General features: G+C 60.9%; 22 protein-coding genes and 1 pseudogene. 11 read left to right on the top strand and 12 right to left on the bottom strand.

The annotated features are described in order from the left end of the window. Positions 1-70: 70 nt before the first annotated feature. Together AO388_RS17800 and AO388_RS17805 are read right to left on the bottom strand one after the other, a co-directional pair. Positions 71-601, bottom strand: a pseudogene (locus AO388_RS17800) (proton-conducting transporter transmembrane domain-containing protein); the annotation flags it as partial. Positions 602-796: 195 nt separating this feature from the next. Next, on the bottom strand, positions 797-1,732 hold the full coding sequence (locus AO388_RS17805) for a DMT family transporter (RefSeq protein ID WP_044308566.1): 936 nt from the start codon (positions 1,730-1,732) through the stop codon (positions 797-799). Between the two features lie 111 nt (positions 1,733-1,843). On the opposite strand from AO388_RS17805, the gene AO388_RS17810 reads away from it, so the two are divergent. Next, positions 1,844-2,413: a helix-turn-helix domain-containing protein gene (locus tag AO388_RS17810; protein WP_002554065.1), complete on the top strand. Its 570-nt coding sequence runs from the start codon at positions 1,844-1,846 to the stop codon at positions 2,411-2,413. Between the two features lie 42 nt (positions 2,414-2,455). Next, positions 2,456-3,859, top strand: a complete 1,404-nt coding sequence (locus AO388_RS17815) for an FAD/NAD(P)-binding protein (RefSeq protein ID WP_054081630.1) — start codon at positions 2,456-2,458, stop codon at positions 3,857-3,859. Positions 3,860-4,113: 254 nt separating this feature from the next. Here the strand turns inward: AO388_RS17815 and AO388_RS17820 are convergent, their stop codons facing one another. Together AO388_RS17820 and ssuD are read right to left on the bottom strand one after the other, a co-directional pair. After that, positions 4,114-5,220 (bottom strand): sigma-54 interaction domain-containing protein, encoded by a 1,107-nt coding sequence (locus AO388_RS17820; protein WP_054081631.1) that lies wholly within the window; start codon positions 5,218-5,220, stop codon positions 4,114-4,116. After that, positions 5,220-6,359, bottom strand: coding sequence for an FMNH2-dependent alkanesulfonate monooxygenase (gene ssuD / locus AO388_RS17825; RefSeq protein ID WP_003436407.1), 1,140 nt, complete (start codon positions 6,357-6,359; stop codon positions 5,220-5,222). The genes AO388_RS17820 and ssuD overlap by 1 nt, the downstream gene beginning before the upstream one ends. Positions 6,360-6,748: 389 nt before the next feature. Between ssuD and ku the strand changes: the two genes are divergently transcribed. After that, positions 6,749-7,654 carry a non-homologous end joining protein Ku gene (gene ku, locus AO388_RS17830; RefSeq protein WP_003370557.1) on the top strand — a complete coding sequence of 302 codons (906 nt, stop codon included), beginning with the start codon at positions 6,749-6,751 and terminating at the stop codon, positions 7,652-7,654. A 20-nt stretch (positions 7,655-7,674) separates the two neighbouring features. Further along, the gene (gene ligD, locus AO388_RS17835) at positions 7,675-10,278 is read left to right on the top strand and encodes a DNA ligase D (RefSeq protein WP_046719226.1); all 2,604 of its coding nucleotides are present in this window, start codon (positions 7,675-7,677) and stop codon (positions 10,276-10,278) included. A gap of 87 nt (positions 10,279-10,365) precedes the next feature. On the opposite strand, the gene pssA is transcribed toward ligD, so the two are convergent. Beyond that, positions 10,366-11,709 carry a CDP-diacylglycerol--serine O-phosphatidyltransferase gene (pssA, locus tag AO388_RS17840; protein WP_003436422.1) on the bottom strand — a complete coding sequence of 448 codons (1,344 nt, stop codon included), beginning with the start codon at positions 11,707-11,709 and terminating at the stop codon, positions 10,366-10,368. Between the two features lie 293 nt (positions 11,710-12,002). Here pssA and AO388_RS17845 point away from each other — a divergent pair, with 293 nt between their 5' ends. Beyond that, positions 12,003-14,189, top strand: coding sequence for a TonB-dependent receptor (locus tag AO388_RS17845; RefSeq protein WP_058397928.1), 2,187 nt, complete (start codon positions 12,003-12,005; stop codon positions 14,187-14,189). 38 nt (positions 14,190-14,227) lie between these two features. Here the strand turns inward: AO388_RS17845 and AO388_RS17850 are convergent, their stop codons facing one another. Further along, a complete protein-coding gene (locus AO388_RS17850; RefSeq protein WP_046719228.1) occupies positions 14,228-15,370 on the bottom strand; it encodes a glycerophosphodiester phosphodiesterase in 1,143 nt (380 codons plus the stop codon). Positions 15,371-15,643: 273 nt separating this feature from the next. Here AO388_RS17850 and AO388_RS17855 point away from each other — a divergent pair, with 273 nt between their 5' ends. From AO388_RS17855 to AO388_RS17865, 3 genes are all read left to right on the top strand, one after another. Beyond that, positions 15,644-16,576 carry a 2-hydroxyacid dehydrogenase gene (locus AO388_RS17855; RefSeq protein WP_044308573.1) on the top strand — a complete coding sequence of 311 codons (933 nt, stop codon included), beginning with the start codon at positions 15,644-15,646 and terminating at the stop codon, positions 16,574-16,576. Between the two features lie 109 nt (positions 16,577-16,685). Continuing rightward, complete coding sequence (locus AO388_RS17860; protein WP_054081633.1) at positions 16,686-17,408, top strand: CTP synthase C-terminal region-related (seleno)protein; 723 nt, start codon at positions 16,686-16,688, stop codon at positions 17,406-17,408. Beyond that, a complete protein-coding gene (locus AO388_RS17865; RefSeq protein ID WP_042930865.1) occupies positions 17,405-17,731 on the top strand; it encodes an antibiotic biosynthesis monooxygenase family protein in 327 nt (108 codons plus the stop codon). Before AO388_RS17860 ends, AO388_RS17865 begins: the two co-directional genes overlap by 4 nt. A gap of 4 nt (positions 17,732-17,735) precedes the next feature. Here the strand turns inward: AO388_RS17865 and AO388_RS17870 are convergent, their stop codons facing one another. The 3 genes from AO388_RS17870 to AO388_RS17880 all read right to left on the bottom strand — a co-directional run bounded on the left by AO388_RS17870 (position 17,736) and on the right by AO388_RS17880 (position 20,772). Next, on the bottom strand, positions 17,736-19,154 hold the full coding sequence (locus tag AO388_RS17870; RefSeq protein WP_003436434.1) for a short-chain fatty acid transporter: 1,419 nt from the start codon (positions 19,152-19,154) through the stop codon (positions 17,736-17,738). 217 nt (positions 19,155-19,371) lie between these two features. After that, positions 19,372-20,028, bottom strand: a complete 657-nt coding sequence (locus AO388_RS17875; RefSeq protein ID WP_003370578.1) for a CoA transferase subunit B — start codon at positions 20,026-20,028, stop codon at positions 19,372-19,374. Positions 20,029-20,070: 42 nt separating this feature from the next. After that, positions 20,071-20,772: a CoA transferase subunit A gene (locus AO388_RS17880; RefSeq protein ID WP_003391701.1), complete on the bottom strand. Its 702-nt coding sequence runs from the start codon at positions 20,770-20,772 to the stop codon at positions 20,071-20,073. 129 nt (positions 20,773-20,901) lie between these two features. On the opposite strand from AO388_RS17880, the gene AO388_RS17885 reads away from it, so the two are divergent. From AO388_RS17885 to AO388_RS17895, 3 genes are all read left to right on the top strand, one after another. Next, positions 20,902-21,792 (top strand): LysR family transcriptional regulator, encoded by an 891-nt coding sequence (locus AO388_RS17885; protein WP_003436436.1) that lies wholly within the window; start codon positions 20,902-20,904, stop codon positions 21,790-21,792. A gap of 87 nt (positions 21,793-21,879) precedes the next feature. Beyond that, the gene (locus AO388_RS17890; protein ID WP_054081634.1) at positions 21,880-22,161 is read left to right on the top strand and encodes a hypothetical protein; all 282 of its coding nucleotides are present in this window, start codon (positions 21,880-21,882) and stop codon (positions 22,159-22,161) included. A 124-nt stretch (positions 22,162-22,285) separates the two neighbouring features. Continuing rightward, positions 22,286-22,894 (top strand): LysE family translocator, encoded by a 609-nt coding sequence (locus AO388_RS17895; protein ID WP_003370588.1) that lies wholly within the window; start codon positions 22,286-22,288, stop codon positions 22,892-22,894. Between the two features lie 21 nt (positions 22,895-22,915). Here AO388_RS17895 and ssuE read toward each other — a convergent pair whose 3' ends face one another. The 3 genes from ssuE to AO388_RS17910 form a co-directional block, all read right to left on the bottom strand. Beyond that, a complete protein-coding gene (gene ssuE / locus AO388_RS17900) occupies positions 22,916-23,497 on the bottom strand; it encodes an NADPH-dependent FMN reductase (RefSeq protein ID WP_058416860.1) in 582 nt (193 codons plus the stop codon). A 249-nt stretch (positions 23,498-23,746) separates the two neighbouring features. Beyond that, the gene (locus AO388_RS17905; protein ID WP_054081636.1) at positions 23,747-24,835 is read right to left on the bottom strand and encodes a polysaccharide biosynthesis/export family protein; all 1,089 of its coding nucleotides are present in this window, start codon (positions 24,833-24,835) and stop codon (positions 23,747-23,749) included. A gap of 80 nt (positions 24,836-24,915) precedes the next feature. Continuing rightward, positions 24,916-26,325: an undecaprenyl-phosphate glucose phosphotransferase gene (locus tag AO388_RS17910; protein ID WP_003370595.1), complete on the bottom strand. Its 1,410-nt coding sequence runs from the start codon at positions 26,323-26,325 to the stop codon at positions 24,916-24,918. Between the last annotated feature and the right edge of the window lie 7 nt (positions 26,326-26,332).

Raw genomic sequence — 26,332 nt, forward strand, 5'->3', positions numbered from 1 at the left:
CGCTGTGTCAAACTTTAATAGATTGTGTCAAACTTTAATAGGTTGTGTCAATCTTTATTCTGAACAGCCAGCCGGCCAGCAGCGCCAGACCGCCTGCGCCGGTGACCATCAGCGCCATGTACGCGCCGCGTCGGGCATCGGCCCGATGGTGCCAGTAGCCGATCAGCAGGAACGAGAACAGGCTGGTCAGCTCCCAGAAAAACACGATCTGAATCAGATTGCCGGACATCACCAGTCCGAGCATGGCGCCCATGAAAGCCAGGAAAAACGCGAAGAAACGCGGCACCGGATCGTCCGGCGACATGTAATAGCGGGCGTACAGCGAGACCAGCGCACCGATGCCCAGCACCAGCATCGAGAACAGCCAGGCGAAGCCGTCGATGCGCAGCACGAAGTTCATGCCCAGGCTTGGCAGCCAGAAATACTCTTCACGAATCACGCCGCCGTCGGCGATCTGCGGGAACCACAAGGCCATCTGCACAGCGCCGATGAGGGCGATCAGACCGGCCAGAAACGATTCCGCGTTACGCGCGTTGTGCGGCAAAAAGGCCGCCAGACAGCTGCCGATGAAAGGCAGAAGCAGTAGAACTATCAGGGACATAGGCTTCTAATCTGCAGGGGAATGTCAAGCATCATACGTGCCAGACACTCCGATACCAAAGAGACGGTTTCCGAAATTTCCTACAAAAAGTGTCTGCTTTTTTAATTCGGTAAATAATTGCTTCTGATGCGGTGATATGTCGTTGGAACAGTTTCGAAGAAACAAGGTGGTTGACGGCCTGCAATTAAGCACGGTTCATTCAGCTTCGCGCACGCCTCGCTGCTGTTGCTCTTCGTCGACTACGTTCTGTTCGGCGCGCGGAGAACGCCGCTTCATTTCGCTGACGATCACCCCGGCCACAATCAATGCCGCGCCCAGCAGGGCTATGCCCGGCAAACGTTCGCCGGCGAGTCTTCCGACAATCCCGGCCCAGACCGGTTCACCGGCATAAATCACGGTGGCGCGGGTAGGCGAAACACTTTTCTGTGCCCAGTTCATGGCAATCTGGATCGCCGCACTCATGGTCCCAAGTCCCACGGCACTGAGCACCAGCAACCAGGAAAAATCCGGCAAGTGTTCCTCGGTTGGAACGATCATCAGAAATGCCAGCGCTGAAGCGGTGGCCAGTTGCACCACCGTGACTCGACGCACATCGACCTCACCGGCATAGGCGCTGATCATGATGATCTCGGCGGCAATGGCCACCGTGCTGATCAGCGTCACGATTTCGCCGGAACTGAGTTGCAGGGATGCGCCTTGCGGCCCCGCTACCAGCATCAGCCCGGTGAAAGCCAGGATGATGCCCAGTGTCGGCATCAATCCTGGTCGTCGACCGAGTACCAGCCATTGCAACAAAGGCACGCAGGGCACGTAGAGTGCCGTGATGAACGCGGACTGGCTGCTGGGGATAGTCTGCAGTCCGATCGTCTGCAAACCGTAACCGAGCATGATCGCGGTGCCGATGAAGACGCCCGCCTTGAGTTCGAGGAAGGTAAGACCGCGCAGCACCTTTATTGAAAACAGCGCTACGATAAGCGCTGCGGCGGCAAAGCGCAGGCCGACGAAGAACATCGGCCCGCTAACGGTCATCGCATGCTGGACCAGCAGAAAGGTGCCTCCCCAGAGCATGGTGATCAGAATCAGTACGGCTTCTGCCTTGCTGATGCGGGGTATGCGGCTGATAGACTTCATGTCAGCTCCTGGTTCCTGTTAATTGCCATGCGCGCGGTGAGAGGCGGAACAACCTGACAGTGTCCCTGGGTTGGGCAGTATAATGCGCAACGGTTTGATGTGAGCACCTGCATGCACAAAGAAAATTCCCAGCGCCCTCCGGTGCTGCAGCACGTCAGCCAGAACGTCCGGCGTCTGCGTAACAGTGCGGACCTCAGCCAGACGGCTCTGGCGGAAAAGTCCGGAGTCAGCCGACGCATGCTGGTCGCTATCGAGGCCGGCGAAAAAAACGTCAGCCTGGCGACACTGGACCGCGTGGCCGAAGCCTTGGAAGTGGCGTTCAGCGACCTGATCCAGGCACCTGAAAATCGTGATTACAGCCGCATCAACGAGCTGGCATGGGCCGGTACGATCGTCGGCAGCAAGGCGGTACTGCTGGCCAGGGCCGTTGCCCGGCGCGAGGTGGAGCTGTGGGAATTCTGTCTGCAGCCTGGGGACGCCTATGTCTCGGAGGCCGATCCCGATGGCTGGAGTGAACAGGTCTACGTCGTCGAAGGGCATCTGACGTTGCGCTTTGCCGACCCTGCGGCCGTGCAGCAGGTCGGGGCGGGCGAGTTCTTCATGTTTCCCAGCAACCAGCCGCACCGCTACTGCAATGACGCCGATGTGCCCCTGCGCTTCGTGCGTAATGTCGTGCTCTGACCTTTCCGATTCTTTATCGCAACTCGACCGAGGCGCTGTTCGATGACCGAAGATTCCCACCAGACGGCTGACATTCTGATCATCGGCGGCGGTCTGAGCGGCACCATGCTGGCGGCGCAACTGCTGCGCAGACCGGGCCAGCGCCGAATCCTGATTATCGAAACCCGCAGCGAACTCGGCAGGGGCGAGGCCTACAGTGCGACGGAGCCGGGCCATACACTCAATGGCAACGCTGCGCGGATGAGCGTCGATCCGGATAATCCGGATGACCTCACCCAGTGGCTGACTGACTATCTGGCCGCCGGGGGCTGGCCTGAAGCTTATGAGCAGAGGGTCCCGGTCGCCGAACTGTTTCCGCCACGCGGTGTGTTCGGGCTTTATGTTCAGCAGCGACTGCGTGAAGCCCGAAGCGCTGCTGAAGCCTTTGGCTCGACCGCCGTGCATGTGCCCGGCGAGGCAGTCGACCTGCAGGTCCATGAAGGTGGGGTCAGTGTCTCGCTGGCTGACGGCCGTAAGTTGCGCGGTAGCCGTGCCGTGCTGGCGACCGGCATGTACGCGGCTTCACGCACCCCGCGACGCGATTCGAACGAGCTGAACACGGCAGCGCTGGACCCTTGGGATGTGGCGGTGATGAAAAAGCTTGATCCGCAGTCAAAGGTGCTGATCATCGGTTCGGGGCTGACCATGGTCGATGCGCTGGTCTCGCTGGAAACGGCGGGGCACCGCGGGCCCATTCAGATTTTTTCCCGGCACGGCCTGCTGCCGCACGTTCGGCGTCAGCCGCCGGAATGGTCTGATTTTCTTGCTCAGGACCCGAGTATCCGCAGCACTCGGCAACTGGTGCGCAAAGTGCGTGAACAGTGCGAACTGGCCATCGAGAGCGGCATTGACTGGCAGGCCCCGCTGGACACCGTGCGGGCCAACGTCGGCAGGCTGTGGAATCAGGCCAGCGACCAGCAGCGCCGCCAGTTCGTCCGTCATGTAAGGCCTTGGTGGGAGAGTCACCACCATCGCTCCCCGCCGCCGAGCGCTGCGCTACTGGCGCGGCTGATCAGGCAAGGGCGGTTGAGTATTGATGCGGCCTCGCTGCAGGGCGTGGCCAGCCTGCCGTCAGGTCAGGTACAGATCAGCGTTCGTCGACGCGGGGAGAGTCAGCCGACGCAGATCACCGGCGATGCGTTGATCAACTCCACCGGTATCGAATACGACTGGCGGCGCGTGGACCGCCCGTTGCCCCGGCAGCTGCTGGCACGCGGGCTGATCCAGCCCGGTCCGCTGGCACTCGGCATCGCCGCCGACGCCACTGGCGCAGTGCTCGACGCACACGGTCAGTATTCGGCACGTCTGTTCGCCATGGGCCCGCCATTGCGCGGCATGTGGTGGGAAAGCACTGCGGTGACCGACGTGGCAATTCAGGCCAAGGCGCTGGCGATGCGCTTGTCGTAAAGCGCCGCCTGCTCAGAAGAGGACGCAGAGCGTCCGGAACGGGCATGCCCACGCGGAGCATGGGCACGATAGTGTTTTGCCAGTGATCGTTCCTCACGCTCCAGCGTGGGAATGCCGTTCGTGACGCTCCGCGTCAGCTCTTGGCGCCGCACCGCCTAGCATGGACACGATGGTGTTCTGCCGGACAGTGATCGTTCCTCACGCTCCAGCGTGGGAATGCCTTTCATGACGCTCTGCGTCATCGGTCTTGACCTTCACACCGACAGGTGCAGCATCCGGTCGCCCTGGACATTTTCACCCGGTCTGCGTTTGTTGACCGCCAGCTCGCCAATCTTGATCAAACGCGTACGCGTGACGTTGCGGGTCAGGCCCAGCAGGCTGGCTGTGTGCACCTGGTTGTGGTGGCAGAAGCGATAGGCCGTTCTGAGCAGCGTATCTTCGACCTTCTCGTGCAAGGCTCCGGCCTGTTCTTCAAACAGCTTTTGAAACGCCCGGTTGAGCAGTTGCTCGGCTGATTCGTCAGACGGGTTCTGGTCATCCTGACGCTCGATTCTAAGGTTCGACAGGCGCAGGTCATCACGCTGAATAACGCCTTCACGGCAGACCAGCAGGGTGTGATGGATGACGTTTTCCAGCTCGCGAATGTTCCCCGGCCAGCTGTAAGTCTTGAGCTTGTGCTCGGCTTCGGGGCTGATCCGCACCGGACCATGCCGCAGCCGCTGGCCGTAGACCTCTATGAAGTGCCGGGCCAGGGGCAGGATGTCGCCCGGCCGGTCGCGCAGCGGGCTCAATTCCAGATTGACCACATCGAGCCGGTAATAAAGGTCTTCGCGAAAATGCCCGGCGTTGATGGCCTTTTCCAGCTGCACGTTGGTCGCCGCCAGGACGCGCACGTCAATCGGCACACTCTTGCGCGAGCCCAGACGCACCACTTCACGTTCCTGAAGCACGCGCAGCAATTTGACCTGCAGCGACATGGGCAGGTCGCCGATCTCATCGAGAAACAGCGTGCCGCCGTTGGCCTCTTCGAACCAGCCAGCCTTGGCGCTGATCGCTCCGGTGAACGCCCCTTTTTCGTGGCCGAACAGTTCGGCCTCGATCAGGTTTTCGGAGAAAGCGCCGCAGTTGACCGCCACGAACGGCTTGTCGCGGCGGGCGCTCAGTTCGTGGACGTGGCGAGCAACCAGTTCCTTGCCGGTGCCGGTCTCGCCGATGATCAGCACGCTGGCATCGCTGGGCGCAACCTGCCGCACGTGAGCGAGCAGGGCCCGGGATCTGGGGTCTTCGAACACCTGCGCGGTGGCCCTGATCGAGGTGGCCAGCGCAGGCGAGTGGGGTAGGGTCAGCAGTTGTCCGGACATCACTTGGCCTGCGGGGGCAGATCGTTGGCGATCATTTCGCCGAACGGGCCCGTCAGGTTGGTGATGCCACGCCCGGCGAGGCTGGCGTAAGGCTCGGGCAGCAGCGGGAAGACCAGTTCGGCGAAGCGGTAGGCTTCTTCAAGATGCGGGTAACCCGAGAAAATGAAGCTCTCGATGCCCAGGTCGGCGTATTCCTTGATGCGTGCCGCGACTTCTTCGGGATTGCCGACCAGCGCCGTGCCTGCACCACCACGCACCAGGCCGACACCGGCCCACAGGTTGGGCGCGATCTCCAGGTTGTCGCGGCGCCCGTCATGCAGTGCTGCCATGCGCCGCTGACCTTCGGAATCAAAGCGTGAAAAGGACTTCTGCGCTGCAGCAATGGTGTCATCGCTGATGTGTTCGATCAGCGTGCTGGCCGCTTTCCAGGCTTCTTCGCTGGTCTCGCGCACGATGACGTGCAGGCGAATGCCGAACTTCACGGTACGTCCCTTGCGCGCTGCCCGTTCACGTACATCGGCGAGTTTCTGCGCCACGGCTGCCGGAGGCTCGCCCCAGGTCAGGTACACGTCCACCTGATCGGCCGCAAGGTCATGCGCCGCGTCGGAGGAACCACCGAAGTACAGCGGCGGGTAGGGTTTTTGAATCGGCGGGTAAAGCGCCTTGGCATTCTGTACGCGCAAGTGCTTGCCTTCGAAGTCGACCGCCTCACCTTGCAGGACGCGACGCCAGATTTTCAGAAATTCGTCAGTGACTTCATAACGCTCACTGTGGTCGAGGAAGCTGCCATCGCCACGGTTTTCGTCCGGGTCGCCGCCGGTCACCACGTTGATCAGCAACCGGCCGCCGGAAAGACGATCCAGCGTGGCTGCCATGCGTGCCGAGACGGTCGGCGAGATGATGCCCGGGCGGATCGCCACCAGGTACTTCAAACGCTCGGTCAACGGCACCAGCGCCGAGGCGATGACCCACGAGTCCTCGCAGGAGCGACCGGTAGGGATCAATACGCCGTAATAGCCCAGGTCATCGGCGGCCTGCGCCACCTGTTTCAAATAGTTGAGGGTGACGGGACGTGCGCCCTTTGTCGTGCCCAGATAATGGCCATCGCCGTGAGTCGGAAGAAACCAGAAAACGTTCATGACAAATCCTTGGAAGTAATCAGCCAGGTGAGAGCTGACGGGACCCGCTGTCGGTTGGCAGACACCTCACCAACAGCGTTCGGGGGTGGGGCCATTTATAGAACGTCTTTTTTATTCCGCAAAAGAACGTTAAACCATATTTTTAGATCCTAAGTGCATATGCGGAGTAAGCAACTCCGCAGAGTCCTGCGCAAACCCTTGCCATACGAGGCTTCGACGGTAATGCGACCCCGATCCCCATCCCGGCTATCAGAAGCCAAAACGTTGATAGTTGGTTCTTCACGATAAAAAACTCGCCCGGCTCAGCAGGTTTCCCGGCGCTCGTCAGCCTGTCGAAACTTTTCTCCGGCCGGCCCTGTCACTTTTCCAGGATCAACAGGAGTCAGACCATGGCAAGGGCAATCTGGAAGGGTGCAATCAGCTTCGGGCTGGTGCATATACCCGTCGCGCTGGTCTCGGCGACAACGTCGACCAGTGTCGACTTCGACTGGCTCGATAAACGCAGCATGGACCCGGTCGGCTACAAGCGGATCAACAAGGTCACCGGCAAGGAAGTCACCAGCGAAAACATCGTCAAGGGCGTGGCGTACGAGAAGGATCGCTATGTGGTGCTCAGCGAGGAGGAAATTCGTTCCGCGCACCCCAAATCGACGCAGACCATCGACATATTCGCTTTCGTCGACAGTCAGCAGATCCCCCTGCAGAACATCGACACGCCTTATTTTCTGACCCCCGACAAGCGCGGCGAGAAAGTCTATGCGTTGTTGCGCGAAACCCTGGTCGATACCAAAAAGGTCGCCTTGGCCAATGTGGTGCTGCATACCCGCGAACACTTGGCGGCGGTCATGCCGCTGGAATCGGCGCTGGTCATGGTAATCCTGCGCTGGCCTGCCGACGTGCGTGAGCTGGACGCACTGGAACTGAGCGATGCGGTGACCGACGCCAAGTTGAACAAGAGCGAACGTGACATGGCCAAGCGTCTGGTCAAGGACATGAGCGCCGACTGGCAGCCTGAGCTGTATCGCGACACCTTTCAGGACAAGATCATGCACTTGGTCAAGACCAAGGCAGACGAAGGCGAGATCGAAGATGTCGAGTCCGATCCGGCCGAAGAAGAACGCAAGAGTGCCGATGTCATCGACCTCACCGACTTGCTGCGGCGCAGTCTGGCGGGCAAGGGTGGTGCCAGTAAAGGCAAGGCGAGCAAGCCTGCGACGAAGGAAAAACCGGCCGACAAGGACGGTGCCAGACCCAAGCGGCCCGCCGCGCGCAAGAAAACCAGCAAAGCCTCTTGAGCCCTACGGAGTGACCGGTGATGGCCAAGCCCGCCAGTGAATACACCCGCAAGCGCAACTTCGCCATCACCTCCGAGCCTGCCGAAAGCAAGCGCAAGGGCAAAGGCAAATCGCAGCCCGGTGCGCTCGGTTTCGTGATCCAGAAGCATGACGCACGGAACCTGCACTATGACTTTCGACTGGAGCTCGAGGGCACGCTCAAGAGCTGGGCCGTGCCCAAAGGCCCGAGCCTGGACCCCACGCAAAAACGCCTGGCAGTGCATGTCGAAGACCATCCGCTGGACTATGCCGGCTTCGAGGGCAGTATCCCGCAGGGTCAATACGGTGGCGGTGATGTGATCGTCTGGGACCGGGGTGTCTGGCAACCGCACGGCGATCCGCAAAAGACCTATGCGGAGGGCAAACTCAAGTTCACCCTGGTCGGCGAGAAGCTCAGCGGTGACTGGGCGCTGGTGCGTACCCGGCTCAAGGGCAGCGGCAGCAAGGAACAGTGGCTGCTGATCAAGGAAAAGGATGACATCGCGCGACCTGCTGCCGAGTACGACATTACCCAGGAGCAGCCGCAAAGCGTGATCAGTGGTGCTCATGTGGGCGAAGAGCGCAGTACTCCGAAAAAGTCCGCGGCCAGTGCTGCAAACGGAAAAGCCAAGGCCTCCACATCAAAATCAAAAGCGCCAAAGCCAGCGGCAAAACCGACGCGCAGGAAAGCGAAATCGGCTTTCCCGGACACGCTTTCGCCGCAACTGGCGACGCTGGTGGAGGCGCCGCCAGCCGGTGACTGGCTGTACGAAATCAAATTCGACGGTTACCGCATGCTGACCCGCATTGAGGGCGCTGACGTGCGTCTGTTCACGCGCAACGGGCATGACTGGACCGAGCGGCTGCCGGAGCTGGTCAAGGCGCTCAAGGGCATGAAGCTGCGCGACAGTTGGTTCGACGGCGAAGTGGTGGTTCTCGACGAGCAAGGGCTGCCTGATTTCCAGGGCCTGCAGAATGCTTTTGACGCGGGGAACAGCAAGGACATTCTGTATTACCTGTTCGACATGCCGTTTTTGAGCGCGGAGGACCTGCGCGAAGTGCCGCTTGAGCAGCGTCGTGACGCCTTGAAACACGTTGTCGACGCACAGAAAAGTCGCTTGTTGCGTTATTCGGATGCCTTTCAGGCGGGTCATCAGGATATTGTCGCGAGTGCTGCGGCAATGGGCCTGGAAGGGGTGATCGGCAAGCGTGCCGGCAGTGCGTACGTCAGCAAACGCAATGCCGACTGGATCAAGCTCAAATGTCGCTTGCGGCAGGAATTCGTGGTCGTCGGCTACACGGCACCGCAGGGTAGCCGATCGGCGTTCGGTGCCTTGTTGCTGGCGGTCAATGCCGGTGAGGACGGGCTGGTCTACGCCGGGCGGGTCGGCACCGGGTTCACTGAAGTGAGCCTTGAGCAACTGCATAAACAACTGAAGAAGTTGCAGCGCAAGGATTCACCGCTGGCCAAAAAACTCTCCGCGTCCCAGGCACGTGGCGTGCAGTGGGTGGAGCCGAAACTGGTCTGCGAAACCGAGTTCGCCCAGTGGACCCGCGAAGGCATTGTCCGCCAGGCTGCCTTTGTCGGGCTGCGTAACGACAAGCCGGCCAAGGACGTGGTGCGTGAAGATGCTCAGCCTGCCAAAGTAGCCAGCCAGACCCCAACCAAAACGGCAGCGCCACAGGCGCGCAAAAAGGCCGCGCAGGGAAAAGTTGATGTGGCGGGCACCGGGGTCAGTCATCCGGACCGCATCATCGATAGCAAGACCGGCACCAGCAAGATCGAACTTGCACAGTTTTACGAGTCCATCGCCGACTGGATTCTGCCGTACCTGAACAAGCGTCCCGTGGCACTGCTGCGTTGTCCGGAGGGTATCGACGGTGAGCAGTTTTTCCAGAAGCATGCCGAGCATCTGGCGATCCCGCACATCAGACAACTGGATCGTGCGCTGGACCCCGGGCATGCCGCGCTGATGGAAATAGATTCGTTGCCGGCACTGATCGGTGCTGCGCAAATGGGCGCCATCGAGCTGCATACCTGGGGGGCGACGCGTGACAGGATCGAAACGCCGGACCATTTCGTGCTGGACCTTGATCCCGATCCGGCCCTGCCCTGGCGCAGCATGATCGAAGCCACGCAAATGGTGCTCGCCGTACTGGAGGAGCTGGGCCTGGAGGCTTTCCTCAAGACCAGCGGCGGCAAGGGTATGCACATCATCGTGCCGCTGGCGCGCCAAGCCGACTGGGACACCGTGAAGGCGTTCGCCAAGGCCATCGCCGAGTTTGCCAGCCGTCAGTTGCCGGAGCGCTTCACCGCCACCATGGGGCCGAAAAACCGCGTCGGAAAAATCTTCATCGATTACCTGCGCAACAGCCGCGGCGGCAGTACCGTGACTGCCTATTCAGTCCGCGCCCGTCCAGGGTTGCCGGTCTCGGTGCCGATCGCGCTGGATGAGCTGGCGGGTCTGAAGTCCTCGGCGCAGTGGGACATCACCAACCTTGAGCAGCGTTTGAAGCGCCTCAAGGACGACCCGTGGGCCGGTTACAGTAACCGGCGCAAGATCACGCAGAAGATGTGGAAACAACTGGGTGCCAAACGGCCTTGAGGCAAGGCCACTGTTCGGCGTTTGCCAAGGGATACGTGGCGCCGGCACGCCTGACCATGGCTGGCATGCCGGCCGCACGTTGAAGGCTCAGAGAATACGGTACAACAGTCGCTCGACCCGCACGCGGCTGACACGCTTGAGAAACTTGCGTACGCCTTCGGGGTAGTTGGCGAGGGTGTCGAGTTCGTCATACTGGTTGACGCGCTGCGTGTTGCGCATCAAATGGGCGATTTCCGCTTCCCGTGGTTCGCTCCATCGGCCCTTTGGATCGTCGATCAGCAAGGCGTTTTCCAGGTCCAGGTTGAAGGCGCGAGGGTTCAGGTTGTTGCCGGTCAGCAGGGTATAGCGCTGGTCGACCCAGATGCCTTTGAGGTGGAAGGTGTTATCGCCGTGTTTCCACAGGTGCACATTGAGGCGGTGCTGGGCGATTGCCTTCTGATGCTTGTGGGCAAAGCGCCGCAGGCTGATTTCATACAGATAGGGCAGGGCCGAGATCACCTTGAACGGCTCATCCGGATCGATGAAGAAGTCGTTGGCGGTCTTGTCGCCAATGATGATGTCGACCTGCACGCCGCGCTTGAGCGCCCGGTTGATCTCGCGGGTGACGGCCACCGGCAGGTTGAAGTATGGCGTGCAGATGGTCAGCTGGATCTTGCTCGATGCGATCAGATCGCAGATGGCGCGGTTGAGATTGTTGCGCGGGCCGACGCCGAGCAGCGGAATCACCCGCATGTCGCCGTTTTCCTTTTCGCCCGCCGAGGTGTCGTAGGCGGCGCGTTTCAGGTCGCCACGAAACGCTCGGATCTCGCTGCGCAAACTGCGTGAGCTGGGTGGCGATTGCAGATCGAGGCGGTGCACGGCCGGCGAAGAGAGTATTTCCCGCTGCACCAGATTCTGGAAAGCGTCGGCCAGTGCCGCGTTTTCGATCAGGTGATAACGGTCCAGACGGTATTTGTCGAGCTTGTGCAGGTAGACGTTGTTGATGCTCGCGCCGCTGTAGATCACGCAGTCGTCGATCACACTGCCCTTGAGGTGCAGCACCCCGAACAGTTCGCGGGTCTGCACCGGCACGCCGTAGATCGGCACTTCTTCATCGTATTCGAGGTTCTGCGCCTGATACCAGGTCGAGTTGCCGGGCTGGCGTCCGGCGCCGATCAGGCCGCGTTGTGCACGGAACCAGTCGACCAGCACCACCACATCCAGCTCCGGCCTCGCGGTTTTGGCGGCGTACAGCGCGTCGAGAATCTCCTGGCCGGCTTCATCCTGTTGCAGGTACAGCGCGATGATATAGATGCGTCGGGTGGCCGAAGCGATCCTTTCCAGCAGGCAGCGTCGATAGTCGGCGGCAGAAGGAACAATGGAGATTGCATCGCTCTGCAAGGCAAAACCACGAAGTGCTGCCAGGGTCGAGCGTCGGAAAGTGGACTGCATAGGCCTCTCGATGGGAAAACCAATAGCCTGTGAGCTTACACGACAGTCGCCCTCCTGTGGCTGTCGCCAACCTGTTTCAAAGCATTGCGCAACGCCACGGAAGCTCATGCGTGCCGGGGGCCTGACACTCCGGCGCAGTAACGCTTGTGTGGCGCCGCTCGATTATCACTTTTCACGTTTAAACAAATGATAAGCATTACCAGTAACATCTGATATCATTTCGCATCCACCCGATCGGCGATGTCCAGGACGGTTGCTTCCGATCTCATTCAACCTGTCTTCAGGACCTATTGATGAACTCACCATCGTTGCCGATGCGCCTTACGTTGCTCGCGTTTTGCTGTTCCATTGGATCTCCGGCCTGGGCCGCTGCAGAGGCTGCCACTCGGCAGGACGGCCCTGTGGTGCTGGGGGAGACCGATATCAGTGCCGACAAGTCCGACCCTCACGCGCTTGCGCCGGTTTATGCCGGCGGGCAGGTGGCGCGCGGCGGGCAACTGGGTGTTCTGGGCAATGCCGACATCATGGACGTGCCGTTCACCATGAGCAGCTACACCGAACAGTTGATCGAGGATCAGCAGGCCGAAACCGTAGGCGACGTACTGCTCAATGATGCATCGGTGCGTCAGTCGAGTGGCTATGCCAACGCTTCGAGTATCTTCGTCATTCGCGGCTTCAAGCTGACCACCGATGATATTTCCTATAACGGCCTTTACGGCGTACTGCCGCGCCAGATCATATCGGCCGATGCGCTGGAACGCGTTGAAGTGTTCAAGGGCCCCAATGCCTTCATCAACGGCGTGACCCCCACCGGTTCCGGGATTGGCGGCGGCGTGAACCTGCAGCCCAAGCGCGCGCAGGATACGCCGACGCGTCGTTTCACCACCGACATCAGCAACGACGGCCGGATCGGCGAGCATCTCGATCTGGGGCAGCGCTTCGGCGAAGGCAATCGCTTCGGCGCGCGTCTCAACCTGTCGCAGCGCGAAGGCGAGACCGGTGTCGAGGACGAAGAGCATCGCAGCAAGCTGTTCGCGCTGGGGCTTGATTACCGAGGTGACAACTTCCGTCTTTCCGGTGATTTTGCCTACCAGAAGCAGCGCATCAACCAGAGCCGCAACACGGTGTTTGTCGACAGCGCTCTGACCAGCGTGCCGCATGCTCCGGACTCGGATACCAATTACGCGCCGAACTGGACCTGGACCGAAACCGAAGACACCTTCGGCATGAGCCGTGCCGAGTACGATCTCAACGAGGACTGGACGCTGTACGCCGCAGCGGGCGCGAAGCACACCCGCGAGGTCGGCGTATATGGCTCGCCAACTGTCCACGATGCCGCGGGCAACACCACGGCCGCACCGTCTTTCATCCCGCACGACGAAGACAACAAGACCGCCATGGCCGGCATCAACGGCAAGCTGCAGACCGGTGCGGTCAGCCACAAGGTCAACTTCGGGCTCTCCGGCATCTGGACCGAGCAGCGCAGTGCGTATCTGTTCGGCGGCACCTCCAGCAACAACCTTTACGACCCTGTCTCCCAGGAGCGCCCGGCACTCGACAGTTTCACCGCAGGCGATCTGAATGATCCCGGCATTGTCGGCAAGAGCCGCATGCGCAGCGTCGCGCTCTCCGACACATTGGGTTTCTTCGATGATCGACTGCTGCTGACCGCAGGCCTGCGCCGCCAGCAATTGCGTGTCCAGGGGTATGAATACGGCAGCGGCCCGCGCAATGCGCTGTACGACGAAGCGATCACCACGCCGGTCTACGGGGTGGTATTCAAGCCCTGGCAATATGTGTCGTTCTACGCCAACCGCATCGAAGGTCTGGCGCAAGGTCCGACGGCTCCGAATACAGTCACCATCAACCCTGGCGAAGTTTTTGCGCCGTCGCGTTCGAAACAGGTGGAAGCGGGCGTCAAGCTGGACATGGGTACATTCGGCGCGAGCCTGGGCGTGTACCGCATCGAGCAACCGGCTGACGGCTACCAGGTTCTGGAAGGCACCGGGTCGCGTTATGTCCGTGACGGTCAGCAGCGCAACCGCGGCGTGGAGATGAACGTGTTTGGCCAGCCTGTCAGCGGCTTGCGTCTGCTGGCCGGTCTGACCCTGATGGACACCGAGGTGAGCGGTACGGACGGTGGCAGCAACGACGGCAATCGGGCCGTAGGTGTGCCGACCTTCCAGTTCAACGCGGGTGCCGATTGGGATATTCCGGGAATCGAAGGCGCGGCCATCAATGCGCGCATGCTGCGCACCGGTGGGCAATATGTCGATGCTGCCAACAACCTGAGCATCCCGACCTGGAACCGCTTCGACCTGGGCGCACGCTATACCTTCAACGTTGCACAAAAGGACGTGACCCTGCGCGCCAATGTCGAAAACCTGATGAACAAGGATTACTGGGAGTCCGCCTATGGCGGTTATCTGACTCAGGGCGAGCCTCGTACCCTCAAGCTGTCGGGCACTATCGACTTCTGATTGACTGGCCGCATCGCCGGATGCGGCCAGCCGCTGGATCAGTAGCCGTTACGCTTCAGAATCGTTTCAATGCTTTCTTTCGCTGGCCGTCCGTAGAACTTCAACAGTTCGGCGGTGCGGTTGGTGAAGAAGCCGTCCGCGCCATCATGGCTGATCCGCTTGAAGTCCTCTGCGTCGTCCACCGTGTACGGGTGGATCACCATGCCTTTCTCGTGGGTCAGGTTGTTCATCCAGGGTTTGACCAGGTCCATATAGCTCTGGTCGCCACCCTTGGCCAGTTGCGACGAAGGGCCGGTGCCGATGGCGCCGTGGGCCTTGGCCCAGTCAATCCACTGCTCGAACTCCTGCGGTGATTTGACTTCCTGGGTCGCGTAATAGCTGGCCTTGTCCTTGGCCCCGGAGTCCTTGAACGCGACGCTGGATTTGGGCTCTATCGAGCCTTCGCCAATCCACAGCAGCATGACCTTGGGCACTTTCGGCATTTCTTTCTGCAGCAGTTCCAGGCTTTGCTTCTCGAACGTCTGCAGGACCACGCGTCCTGGCATGTGCGCGACATTGACATGGCCGGGCGCTGCCGCAGGGCGCTGTTCGAGCCAGCCGCGTTTGGCCAGCAGTTTCTTCAGGTCGGCTTCGACACCGGGAAACTTGTTCGGCACCTTGGTCTCGATGTACAGCCCCGGCTTGTTGGCGCCGCCCTCGGCGATGTCGATGACCTCATCCAGCGTCAGGATCTGCAACCCGTTGTAACTGTCGCGAGCCCTTTCCGGGTAGGCCTTGTTGAACCACGAGCCGGCATCCAGTTGCTTGAGCTCCGCCAGAGTGAACGTGCTGACCGGGTCTTTTACCCGGGTCGGGAACACGTCAGCGATGTTGGTGGTGCGTTCCAGCACGTCATCGTGCAGCGCTATCAGCACGCCGTCCTTTGTTCGCTGGATGTCCATTTCCAGGTAGTCCGCGCCCAGATCGCGCGCCAGGGTGTAGGCCGGGATGGTTTCTTCCGGTGCGTCGAACGAAGCACCGCGATGGGCGATCACCGCTGGCCAGGGCAGGCCGTATTTCTCGCTCAGCACCTTGCCTGGGGCGTCCGCCGCCGCTGCCATGCCTGACGACAGCATCAGGCCCGACATGACAGCCGCAGCCAAAAGGGTCTTTTTCAACAGGGTGGTGGGAAATCCTTGCATGGGCGGGTGTTTCCTTGTTTTTGAGAAAGCCTGTTTTTATGAGCAGCCTGCGCGCCAGACCGTAGAGCCACTGGTCGCGTCACTGCACGCAACCATAACGCACTCTGCTGATTGCCAAGTCTGCTTGCGCATTAGTCTGTCCGGCAAATGCGTCCACTTTATGAATGCTCGGCGTGTTCGGGAAGGCTTTTTTCAGTTCCGGCGTCAGCGGCTCTGCACAAGCGCGTCGAGTCGCGTTAAGGTCAACGTTTTGCTGATCGAGCGGGAGCGCGCATGACAACGGTATTGGTGCTGGTCGAAAACCTGGACACGTATTTGCCGATTCTTGAAAGCAGCGGCTTTCAGTTGATTCGCGCCCCGACGGCCGAACTGCGCGCCGAGGCGATTGCCATGCACGGGCCGAGCATCAGCGCAGTGGTGACACGCGGGCCGCTGGGATTTTTCGCCGAGGAAATGGATGCACTGCCGCAGCTGCGCATCATTTGCGTAAGCGGCGCCGGTTACGAGAAGGTCGATCTGCCTGCCGCGCAGGCGCGGGGCATCGTCGTGACCAATGGTGCAGGCGTCAACGCCGCCACGGTGGCCGATCATACGCTGGCGTTGCTGCTGTCTTTGGTACGCGACATTCCGCAGGCCGATGCCTCGGTGCGCCGCAGTGAATGGCGCAAGGTGGTGCGCCCGTCGCTGGCAGGCAAGCGCCTGGGTATCGTCGGACTGGGGGCGGTAGGGCTGGCGATTGCCAAGCGGGCAGCCGCCTTCGATATCGCCATCGGTTACCACAATCGCAAGCCGCGCACTGACTGCGATTACACCTGGCATGCGACAGCGCAGGCGCTGGCGGCCGCATCGGATTTTCTGGTCATCGCCACGCCCGGTGGCAGTGGTACGCAGCACCTGATCGACGCCCGAGTGCTTGAGGCGCTGGGCACTGACGGGTTTCTGGTCAACATTGCCCGCGCCAGCGTGGTGGATACCCAGGCGTTGGTCAGTGCACTGCAGAATGAGCAGATTGCCGGGGCTGCGCTGGACGTGTTCGACGATGAGCCGACAGTGCCGGACGTGCTCAAGACGCTGGATAATGTTGTGCTGACACCGCACGTGGCAGGCCTGTCTCCCGAGGCGTCGAGAGACAGTGTGCAGATGGTCAACGATAACCTGCTGGCGTTTTTCGCCGGGCAACCGGTGCTGACGCCTGTGACTGAATGAGCAACCGTGCACGCTTGCACGCGAGGCATTGCTGTAACGCCCATTCTGCTGGTTTTGCTGCCTGTTTATAGTCCGCCCGGGCTGTACGACATCAAACAGGGAGCAGGGCATGGGCAAAGCAGACAACACAGGCGACGGGATACGGATCGGTCTGATAGGCGACTTCAGTGCGGATGTCCCTGCGCATCAGGCCATTCCATTGGCCTTGCAGAGAGCTGCGGATGCCGCGCAGGTGCCGGTCGGTTTCGAATGGTTGCCGACGCCGCGGATCGGCAGCGGTGCGCAACTCGCCGAATTCGATGGGCTGTGGTGCGTTCCGGCCAGCCCGTATCGGGACATGCAGGGCGCGTTGACGGCCATTCGTTTCGCTCGCGAGCATCGGGTGCCGTTTCTGGGTACGTGCGGAGGCTTTCAGCACGCGTTGCTCGAGTATGCCCGCCACCAGCTGGGCTGGGCAGACGCCGAACATGGCGAAACGGCGCCGGACGCGGCAAACGTGATCATCGAGCCACTCAGTTGCTCGCTGGTTGAATCGGTGGCAGCGATCCAGTTGCAACCCGACACGCTGATTGCCCAAGCCTATGGCAGGCTCGACATCGAAGAGCGCTATCACTGCCGCTACGGCCTGCGCCGCGAGCTGGAGTCGGCGCTGTTTGGCGAGCACCTGAAAGTCAGTGGGCGCGGTCTTGAGGGCGAAGTGCGCTGCATGGAGTTGCAGGGGCACCCGTTTTATGTCGCCACACTGTTCCAGCCCGAGCGAGCTGCGTTGCAGGGTCAGACGCCTCCTGTGGTGGCCGCGTTCGTCCGCGCCTGCCTGAGCAACCCGGCATGATGGCCACGCGGGTTGCCACGCCTTACTTCGCCGTGGTGTTCACCTCGTTGCGTACGCCTGACGATGATCAGGCGTACGCCGAGGCGGCGCAGCGCATGGTCAGCCTGGCCCGACAACAGCCCGGCTTTCTGGGCGTGGAGTCGGCGCGCGGTGATGACGGCCTGGGCATCACCGTGTCCTACTGGCGCGATGAAGCCGCGATTCTGGCCTGGAAACAGCAGGCCGATCATGCCCAGGTCCGCGAGCAGGGACGTTCGCGCTGGTATCAGGCGTTTACCACGCGAATCTGCCGGGTCGAACGTGACTACGCGTTCGACGCTTAACCATTCAGGGCATTACCGGTGGCACATAAGCCAGCGTGGTGCCCAGTGCCCAGAGCAGAAACAGCACCAGCGGCGTGTGGACCAGCAGCTGTACGAACGAGAAGCCGATCAGGTCACGCGCCTTCAAACCCAGTACGCCCAGCAGTGGCAGCATGTAGAACGGGTTTATCAGGTTGGGCAGGGCTTCGGCTGCGTTATAGATCTGTACTGCCCAGCCGAGGTGATACTGCAGGTCGTTGGCGACTTGCATCACGTAGGGCGCTTCGATGATCCACTTGCCGCCGCCTGACGGAATGAAAAAGCCCAATATGGCCGAGTAGACCCCCATCAGAATTGCGTAAGTGTCGTGCGAGGCAATGCTGGTGAAGAACGTCGAGATGTAATGCGCCAGGGTTTGCGCATCGCCGCCTTTGACCGTGGTCAGCAGCGCTGCGATCGAACCGTACAGAGGGAATTGAATCAGCACACCGGTGGTGGTGGGCACCGCCCGCGCGACGGCGTCGAGAAAACTGCGCGGCCGCCAGTGCAGCAGAGCACCGAGCATGATGAACAGAAAGTTGTAGGTGTTGAGTCCGGAAATCGCCGTGATCGCCGGTTTGCTCGAAAACTCGTTGAACAGCCAGCCAACGCCCAGCACCACCATCAGGATGATCAGCAGCGGGCTGTATTCCAGCCATTCCCCAGGCCGTGTACGAGGCGGCAGTGGCGGCAGGTTGAAGGCCGGGTCGACACCGCAGGCCTTGGCGTCGCGGGCGCTGTTCGGGCCGGGCGCGGTGGCGTAGGCAACGATCAGTGAGATGACCACCAGCGCGGCGAGCATGACCCCGGATTGCCAGAGAAAGATGGTTTGTGTGAACGGGATCACGCCGGTAATCGCCAGGATCGACGGCGGCAGACTGGCCGGGTTGGCCTGCAATTGCGCGGCCGAAGACGATAACCCCAATGCCCAGACCGCACCCAGGCCCAGATAGGCGGCGGCGCCGGCTGCGCGGTAATCCATGCGCAGGTCAGTGCGGCGGGCGAGGGCACGTACCAGCAGGCCGCCGAACACCAGTGAAAGGCCCCAGTTGAGCAGCGAAGCGAGCATGGAAATCAGCGCCACCCAGGCCACGGCCGAACGACCGTTGCGTGGCACCCGGGCCAGGCGGTCGATCAGGCGTACCGCAGGCGGTGAGCTGGCGACCACGTAACCGCCGATGACCACGAAGGCCATCTGCATGGTGAATGGGATCAGGCTCCAGAACCCGTCACCGAACGCCTTGGCAGCCTCGGCCGGGCGTGCGCCGATGGCCAGCGTCGCCAGCGTGACGATGACCACCGCCAATGCGGCAAATACCCATGAATCAGGAAACCAGCGTTCAGCCCACGCGGCGCAGCGCAAGGCAAATCGGGCGGAGCGGCTTTCTTCTATGTTGGCGGCCATCTGGGGCACCTCTTTTTGTAATTATTATCGGGGAGTGACTTAAGCAGCCGACTATTGCGGACGCAGAGCGTCCAGAACGGCGTTCCCAGGCCGGAGCTTGGGAACGAGTATCGTGCCAATTCTCCGCGTTGGCATGCATTTCGTGACGCTCTGCGTCATACCTTTGCGCAGGCCACACGGGCGTGTGGCAACGAGAGGCGCATCAAAGACGCCTGACTCAGAAACTCATCTCGATCACGTCATCCGGCACGATCAGCTTGCCTGCGGTTTTGGCCACGATTTCTTCCACGCTGACCCCCGGTGCGCGTTCGCGGAGGATGAAAGCGCCGTTTTCGATTTCGAGGTAGGCCAGATCAGTCAGCACCTTGCGGATGCAGCCTGCGCCGGTCAATGGCAGGCTGCAACGGGTGAGCAGTTTGGATTCGCCGTCCTTCGACGCGTGGGTCATGGTGACGATGATGTTGTCGGCACCCGCCACCAGGTCCATCGCGCCACCCATGCCCTTGACCAACTTGCCGGGGATCATCCACGAAGCAATGTTGCCCTCGATATCCACCTCGAAAGCGCCGAGCACCGTCAGGTCGACATGGCCGCCACGGATCATGGCAAAGGATTCGGCCGACGAGAAAATGGAAGCGCCGATGCGCGCGGTGACCGTCTGCTTGCCGGCATTGATCATGTCCGCGTCGATGGTGTCTTCGGTGGGGAAGGCGCCCATGCCCAGCAGGCCGTTTTCCGACTGGAGCATGACGTCGATGTCATCGGGCACGTAGTTGGCCACCAGGGTCGGAATACCGATGCCAAGGTTCACGTAATAGCCGTCCTTGAGTTCACGGGCGACACGTTGAGCCATTTGTTCGCGGGAAAGTGCCATCGTCTGAAGCCTCTTTATTGTTGTACGGCCAAGGCTGCGCTATCAGGATTTTCTGACGGTGCGCTGTTCGATGCGTTTTTCGAAAGTGCCCTGAATGACCCGGTCGACGTAGATGCCGGGGGTGTGGATCTGGGTCGGCAGCAGCACGCCGGGCTCGACGATTTCCTCGACCTCGACCACGGTGATCCGTCCGGCGGTGGCCACCACCGGGTTGAAGTTCTGTGCGGTATGACGATAGATAACGTTGCCGAAGTGGTCGGCTTTCCAGCCCTTGATCAGGGCGAAGTCACCGGTAATGGCCTCTTCCAGAATCACGTTGCGGCCGTTGAACTGGCGGGTTTCCTTGCCTTCGGCGACCGGCGTTCCGTAACCGGTTGCGGTATAGAACGCCGGAATGCCCGCGCCACCGGCACGCAGTTTTTCCGCCAGGGTGCCTTGTGGCGTGAGTTCGACTTCCAGCTCGCCGCTGAGCAGCTGTTTTTCGAACAAGGCATTCTCGCCGACGTAGGACGAAATCATTTTGCGGATCTGCCGGTCTTCCAGCAGGATGCCGAGTCCGAAGCCGTCAACGCCGCAGTTGTTGGAAACCACGGTCAGGCCCTTGATGCCCATGCGCTTGATCTGCGCGATCAGGTTTTCCGGAATGCCGCACAGGCCGAAGCCGCCGCAGAGTACCGTCATGTCGTCGGTCAGCCCGGCAAGAGCTTCTTCGTAGGTCGCTACTCGTTTATCGAGTCCAGCCATGATGATCCGCCTTTTGTAGTTGTTGACCGACAGTCGCACTGCCGGAGGATCGGGTGATCTGCATCTTCTCTCGGCAGGACTGATTTGTTAATTTTGTTTTTCTGATCAATTCATAAGAAAAGCAAATATATGAACGTCAAGCAGCTTCGCGCTTTTCTGGCCGTCGCGCAGTACCTGAGCTTCGCTCAGGCCGGCGAGCGACTCAACGTGTCGCAGCCGGCCTTGAGCCTGACGATCAAGAGCCTCGAGGAGGACCTTGGCGGGCAGCTGTTGACGCGCACCACGCGCAACGTCGGTCTGACGCCCGAAGGCGAAACCCTGTTGCCGCTGGCGCGCCAGTTGCTGGCCGACTGGGACAACACCGAAGAACTGCTGCGTCAGCGTTTTACCCTGCAAACGGGCCGGGTATCGGTGGCCGCCATGCCGTCGTTTGCCGGCAACCTGCTGCCAGCGGCCTTGAAGGTGTTTCGCGGGCGCTACCCGCGCGTCAATGTGGCGGTGCATGACGTGATCAATGAGCAAGTGCTGGAAATGGTCCGCCATCGCCGTGTCGAACTGGGTATCGGCTTTGAGCCCGAGTCGAACAGTGCCCTGTCGTTCACCCCGTTCTATATGGATCGCTTCGTCGCCGTGGTGCCACGGGAGTCGTCGCTGTCCGAGCGGTGTGAGGTCACCTGGGAAGAACTGCTGCGTGAAGACTTCATCGCCCTGCAACGCCCGTCGGCGGTGCGTTTGCTGCTGGAGCAGGCTATCGAGCCGCGCCACGGCAAGCTGGCGGTCGCGTTCGAGAGTCATCAGTTGTCGACCATCGGGCGCATGGTTGCCAATGGTCTGGGCGTCAGCGCGGTGCCGTCACTGTGCATCGGGCAGATGCAGGAACTGGGGGCCTGCTGCGTAGCGCTGGTGGAGCCGCTGATCGAGCGGCGCATCGGGCTGATGATGCTCGCCGATCACAAGCTTTCAGCGGCGGCTCAGGCGTTGCGCGAGGTGTTGATCGAGAATGCTCGCAACAGTCGATAGCGACTATCACGGCGGATGATTTTTGCTGCGTCAGGGGCAGGCGTAACCTTGCTTCATTCCTGAAATGAAGCCGACCGGAGGCCCCTGATGAACCGTATGCTTGCCCTTGCGCTTGTCCTGACATTCACTGTTGCGCTGGTTTCCGGCTGCTCCACTCACCACGCTGTCGAGCAGCGCGCGTTCAGTGCTGAAGAAAGCCATCAACTGGCCCTTGAAGATCTCAACCGTCGCGGCCTGTCATTTGATGAGTATCAGGCACGCAAGGCGCAATTGATGGCGGATCCGCAGCTCCAGCAGGCGCGGGACTTCGATGAAAAAGGCGAAACCAGCGTTGACCTGGGGGTCATGGGGCAGCAGCCACAAGGTTAACAGTCTGCCTGAAAAGGGTTTTACGTAAAAACTGTACTGCTGCAATTGGCCTTTAACTGTCCGTGTGTTTCCTGCAACGCCTTCGATAGGGTGAGTACCTGACTCACTGATCCGGACAGGCAGCATGTTTCTCTCTTTCGATTTGCTTCTGGCGTTCACGCTCTTCGCGTTCGTCACCTCCATTACTCCCGGCCCCAACAACATGATGCTGCTGGCCTCGGGCGTGAATTTCGGTTTCAGTCGCACCCTGCCGCACATGCTGGGTATCAGTGTCGGTTTTTTCGTTCTGGTGCTGGCCGTCGGCTTCGGTCTGGGCAGTGTGTTCAAGGCCTGGCCGGTTCTCTACACCATCCTGCGCTACGTGGGCGCTGCCTACCTTCTGTACCTGGCCTGGAAAATCGCCACGTCGGGGCCCGCGTCCGATAAGGTCGACAGCCAGGGCAAGCCGCTGAGTTTCATGAGCGCCGCGCTCTTTCAATGGGTCAATCCCAAGGCCTGGATCATGGCGATCGGCGCGATCAGCACCTACACCCCCATGCAGGGCTACTTCTACAATGTGCTGGTGATTTCGGCAGTGTTTGCGCTGATCAACCTGCCCAGCGTGGGCGTCTGGGCAGGCTTTGGCAGTTTGCTGCGCAACGTTCTGCGTGATCCGCTCGGGTTACGTATTTTCAACGGCGTGATGGCAGCGCTGTTGGTGGCCTCGTTGTATCCGCTGTTTATCGAGCATTGATGCCGAGGCTATTCCGCGGATCTACAACGCCAGTTGCAAATGCCCGCCAGCCTGCTTGTGACGCGCCTGCAAGCGGCGTTGCAGGCCGTGGTGGAAATGTTCCAGCCCTTCATGCAGGCGCTCGGTGAGAACTTCGTCCAGCGTACCGCCTTGTTCGTTGTCGTCGTAGCTGACCTGGGTATCGATGGCGAAGATGCCGTGCAGCACTTCCTGCGACTTGAGCGCCGACAGCACCGGTTTGAGCGCGTAATCCACGGCCAGCATGTGCGCGATACTGCCGCCGGTGGCCAGCGGCAAGACCACTTTGCCATGCAGCGCGCGCTCGGGCAGCAAGTCGAGCAGGGTTTTCAGTGCGCCGGAAAATGACGCCTTGTACACCGGCGTACCGATCAGCAGGCCATCGGCCTGGCTGACCGCTTCGATCAATTCCAGCACCTGCGGGCTGTCGAAACGGGCGAAAAGCAGGTCCTCTGCATTGACGTCGCGTATGCGCAATGTGGTGACTTCAACGCCGTGGCTCTGCAGCCAGCGGCTGGCGTGGGCCAGCACAACGCCGGAACGGGATTTTGGGGAGGGGCTGCCTGAAAGTGAAACGACGCGCATGTGGGATGTCCTTGCGATAAGCGTAAACCTGCAAAGCAGCTTATGTGCCAGCCTCTTTGTGTGGCTGGCTATGGCCCGCAGCTATTGGGTCTGCGTGTATTGCATGCAGGGGGAGAGAGTTCGCCGCGCTGATGCAAAAGCCGTCAACTGTCGAACAGCTGTTGCTCTGGCAACAGTCTGACGCGGTGTGACAGGCAAAAAAATCCCTGCACAACCGCGTGCAGGGAGATGGGTGAACGGCCGTCCGGGTCAGTTGCGAAAGGCCGCACCGGTCTGTATCACACTGGCCGAGCCGAGCAACTGGCTGATGAAGCGGCTCCAGCGGGTGATATCGGCAGGGCCGACGAACACCACATCCTGCGCCTTGAGCTCGAACTGCCCCGCCAGCAGGTAGGCAGTGGGCTTTTTCGCATTGAGGTGGTAGACGGTGGAAGGCGCCTGGGCAAAGTTTTCCGCACCGCGTATGACGTACACCGCATCGCCGTCTGCGCTGTCCGGGCTGAGGCCGCCGGAGTTTCCCAGCGCTTCGAGCAGGGTCAGGCGGGTGGTGCCGAACGAGATCACCTGAGGGTTACGGACCTCGCCCAGCACGTAGATCTTGTTTCGCGAGTTGCTGTTCAGGTGCAGGTAATCGCCGTCCTTGAGGAAGATCCGGCTCAGTTGCGAGTCCCGGCGGTTCAGCGAGTCGATGTCGATCAGGTAATCCTTGCCCTCCCGGCGCAGGGTCAGCCCGGCCAGGTTGGCGTCGGTCAGGTCGACGCCGGCGACACTCACCGCCTGCACCAGGCTCAACGGAATATTGGTAATCGGTTGCGGGCCTGGGACCTTGAAAGAACCGGACAACAGTATTCGCTGGCTGTTGTAGCGCAGCACTTTGACGTCGACCTTGACCTCGGTGTATTGCGGCGCCAGGCCCATGCGCAACTGCTCACGAACCTCGCTGACCGTTCTGCCACTCGCGCGGATTCTGCCTACATAGGGGAAGTAGAGCGTGCCGTCGTTGAGCACTTCCCGGGTGTTGGCATCCAGTTGGTCCTGTGAGCCCGGCGCGGTCAGTTCGGGGTGTTCGAACACGGTGACCAGCAAGGTATCGCCAGCACCGATCACGTATTCCGGAGTTCTGTAGTCCAGCAGCGCCTGCGGCAGGGCCTTGGCCTCTGCGGTGGCGCGCAGTTGCTGTTGCTGCAGGGTTTTCGGGGTCACCTCGATCAACTGTGCCCGGGGCTCGTCAGGTTTGTCGAGGGTGACGTCATCCGGCGTCATATGTTGCCCCGGCGCGAATGCACAGCCTTGCAGCGCCAGACTGACCAGCAGTAACGCAGTAACGCTTCGATTCATGACGTTTTTCCTTTCATGGGATTGCTCCGTTCGTGTTGCGTACCGAGGGTGTTGGGTGTGTGCTCGGGGCAGCGCCGGCATCAGAAGGCGTTCTTGTTGACGAACCCCTTGAGCAGCGTCAGCAGAATGATTTTCAGGTCCAGCCAGATCGACCAGTGCTCGATGTAGTCCAGGTCGAATTCGACGCGCATGCGCATCTTGTCCAGCGTGTCGGTTTCGCCGCGCCAGCCGTTGATCTGCGCCCAGCCGGTGATGCCGGGCTTGACCTTGTGGCGCAACATGTAGCCGCTGACCTGCCCGCGGTACTGCTCGTTGTGGGCAATGGCATGGGGGCGAGGGCCGACGATGGACATGTCGCCGTGCAGCACATTGAAGAACTGCGGCAGTTCATCCAGCGACGTGCGTCGCAAAAAACGGCCCAGCGGCGTTACCCGCGCGTCGTTGCGCGTCGCCTGAAGCACCCCGTCGGTGTTCTCCTGGACGCGCATGCTGCGAAATTTCCAGACCATGATCGAGCGGCCGTCCAGCCCGTAGCGGCGCTGGCGGAACAGCACCGGGCCGGTCGAGGTGAGCTTGATGGCTGCCGCGATGGTCAGCAGCGGCACAGCGATCAGCAACAGAATCAGGCTCGACAGCACGATGTCTTCGGCACGTTTGGCCAGGCTCCAGGCACCGTCCATGGGCGAGTCGAAAATGCTGATGCTGGCCAGGCCGTTGATGCTTTCACTGCGCGCATGCAGCAGGTCGAACATGAACACATCCGGAATCAGGTACACCGAGGCGGTGGTGTCGCTCAGGCCGGTAATCAACTCGCGCAGTTGCGGTTCGGCGCTGAAGGCGAGGGTGATGTACACCTTGTCGATCCGGCCTGCGCGGGCATCGTCGATCAACTGCTGCAGATCACCCAATACTGGCGGGCGGCGCTTGTGCGCCTGCAGATTCATCTGCTGCGGGTGCGTGTCGTAAAAGCCCAGCAGGATCAGGCCCATCCAGGGCGCCAGGGCGATGGACCGGGCCAGCCGCTCGCCGACCTGCCCGGTGCCGACGATCGCCACCCGACGCGTGTTGAAGCCACGCCGACGCAACGTGTGCAGGGCTAGACGAATCAGCAGCCGGTAGCCGCACAGCACGGCGAGTGCCAGCGCAAACCAGCTCATCTGGCCGTTATCGGGCAATTGCGTCTGGTTGAGCAGCAGGCTGTTCAGCGACAGCAGGGTGATGAAGGTCATCGCCCAGTAACTGAAGACCTTGGTCAGCTCGCGCAGAATGCGCTCGCCGCGCCATGAGCCATACAACTGGTGGTACTCGCTGACCCAGTGAAAGACCAGCACCGCGAGGAAAATGTGCGACCAGGCCTCTGTGCTGTCGGTGACCGTCAGCCCGGTTTGCCAGTAACCGATCAGCACGATGACGGTCAGGTCCAGCAAGCGATGGGCGAGTGAAAGCGCTGACTGGTGGGCACGCAGAATGCCGCGGACTGAAGTACGCATGGGAAGG

This window comes from Pseudomonas sp. ICMP 10191 (genome assembly GCF_001467335.1).
Taxonomy (GTDB): Bacteria; Pseudomonadota; Gammaproteobacteria; order Pseudomonadales; family Pseudomonadaceae; genus Aquipseudomonas; species Aquipseudomonas cerasi.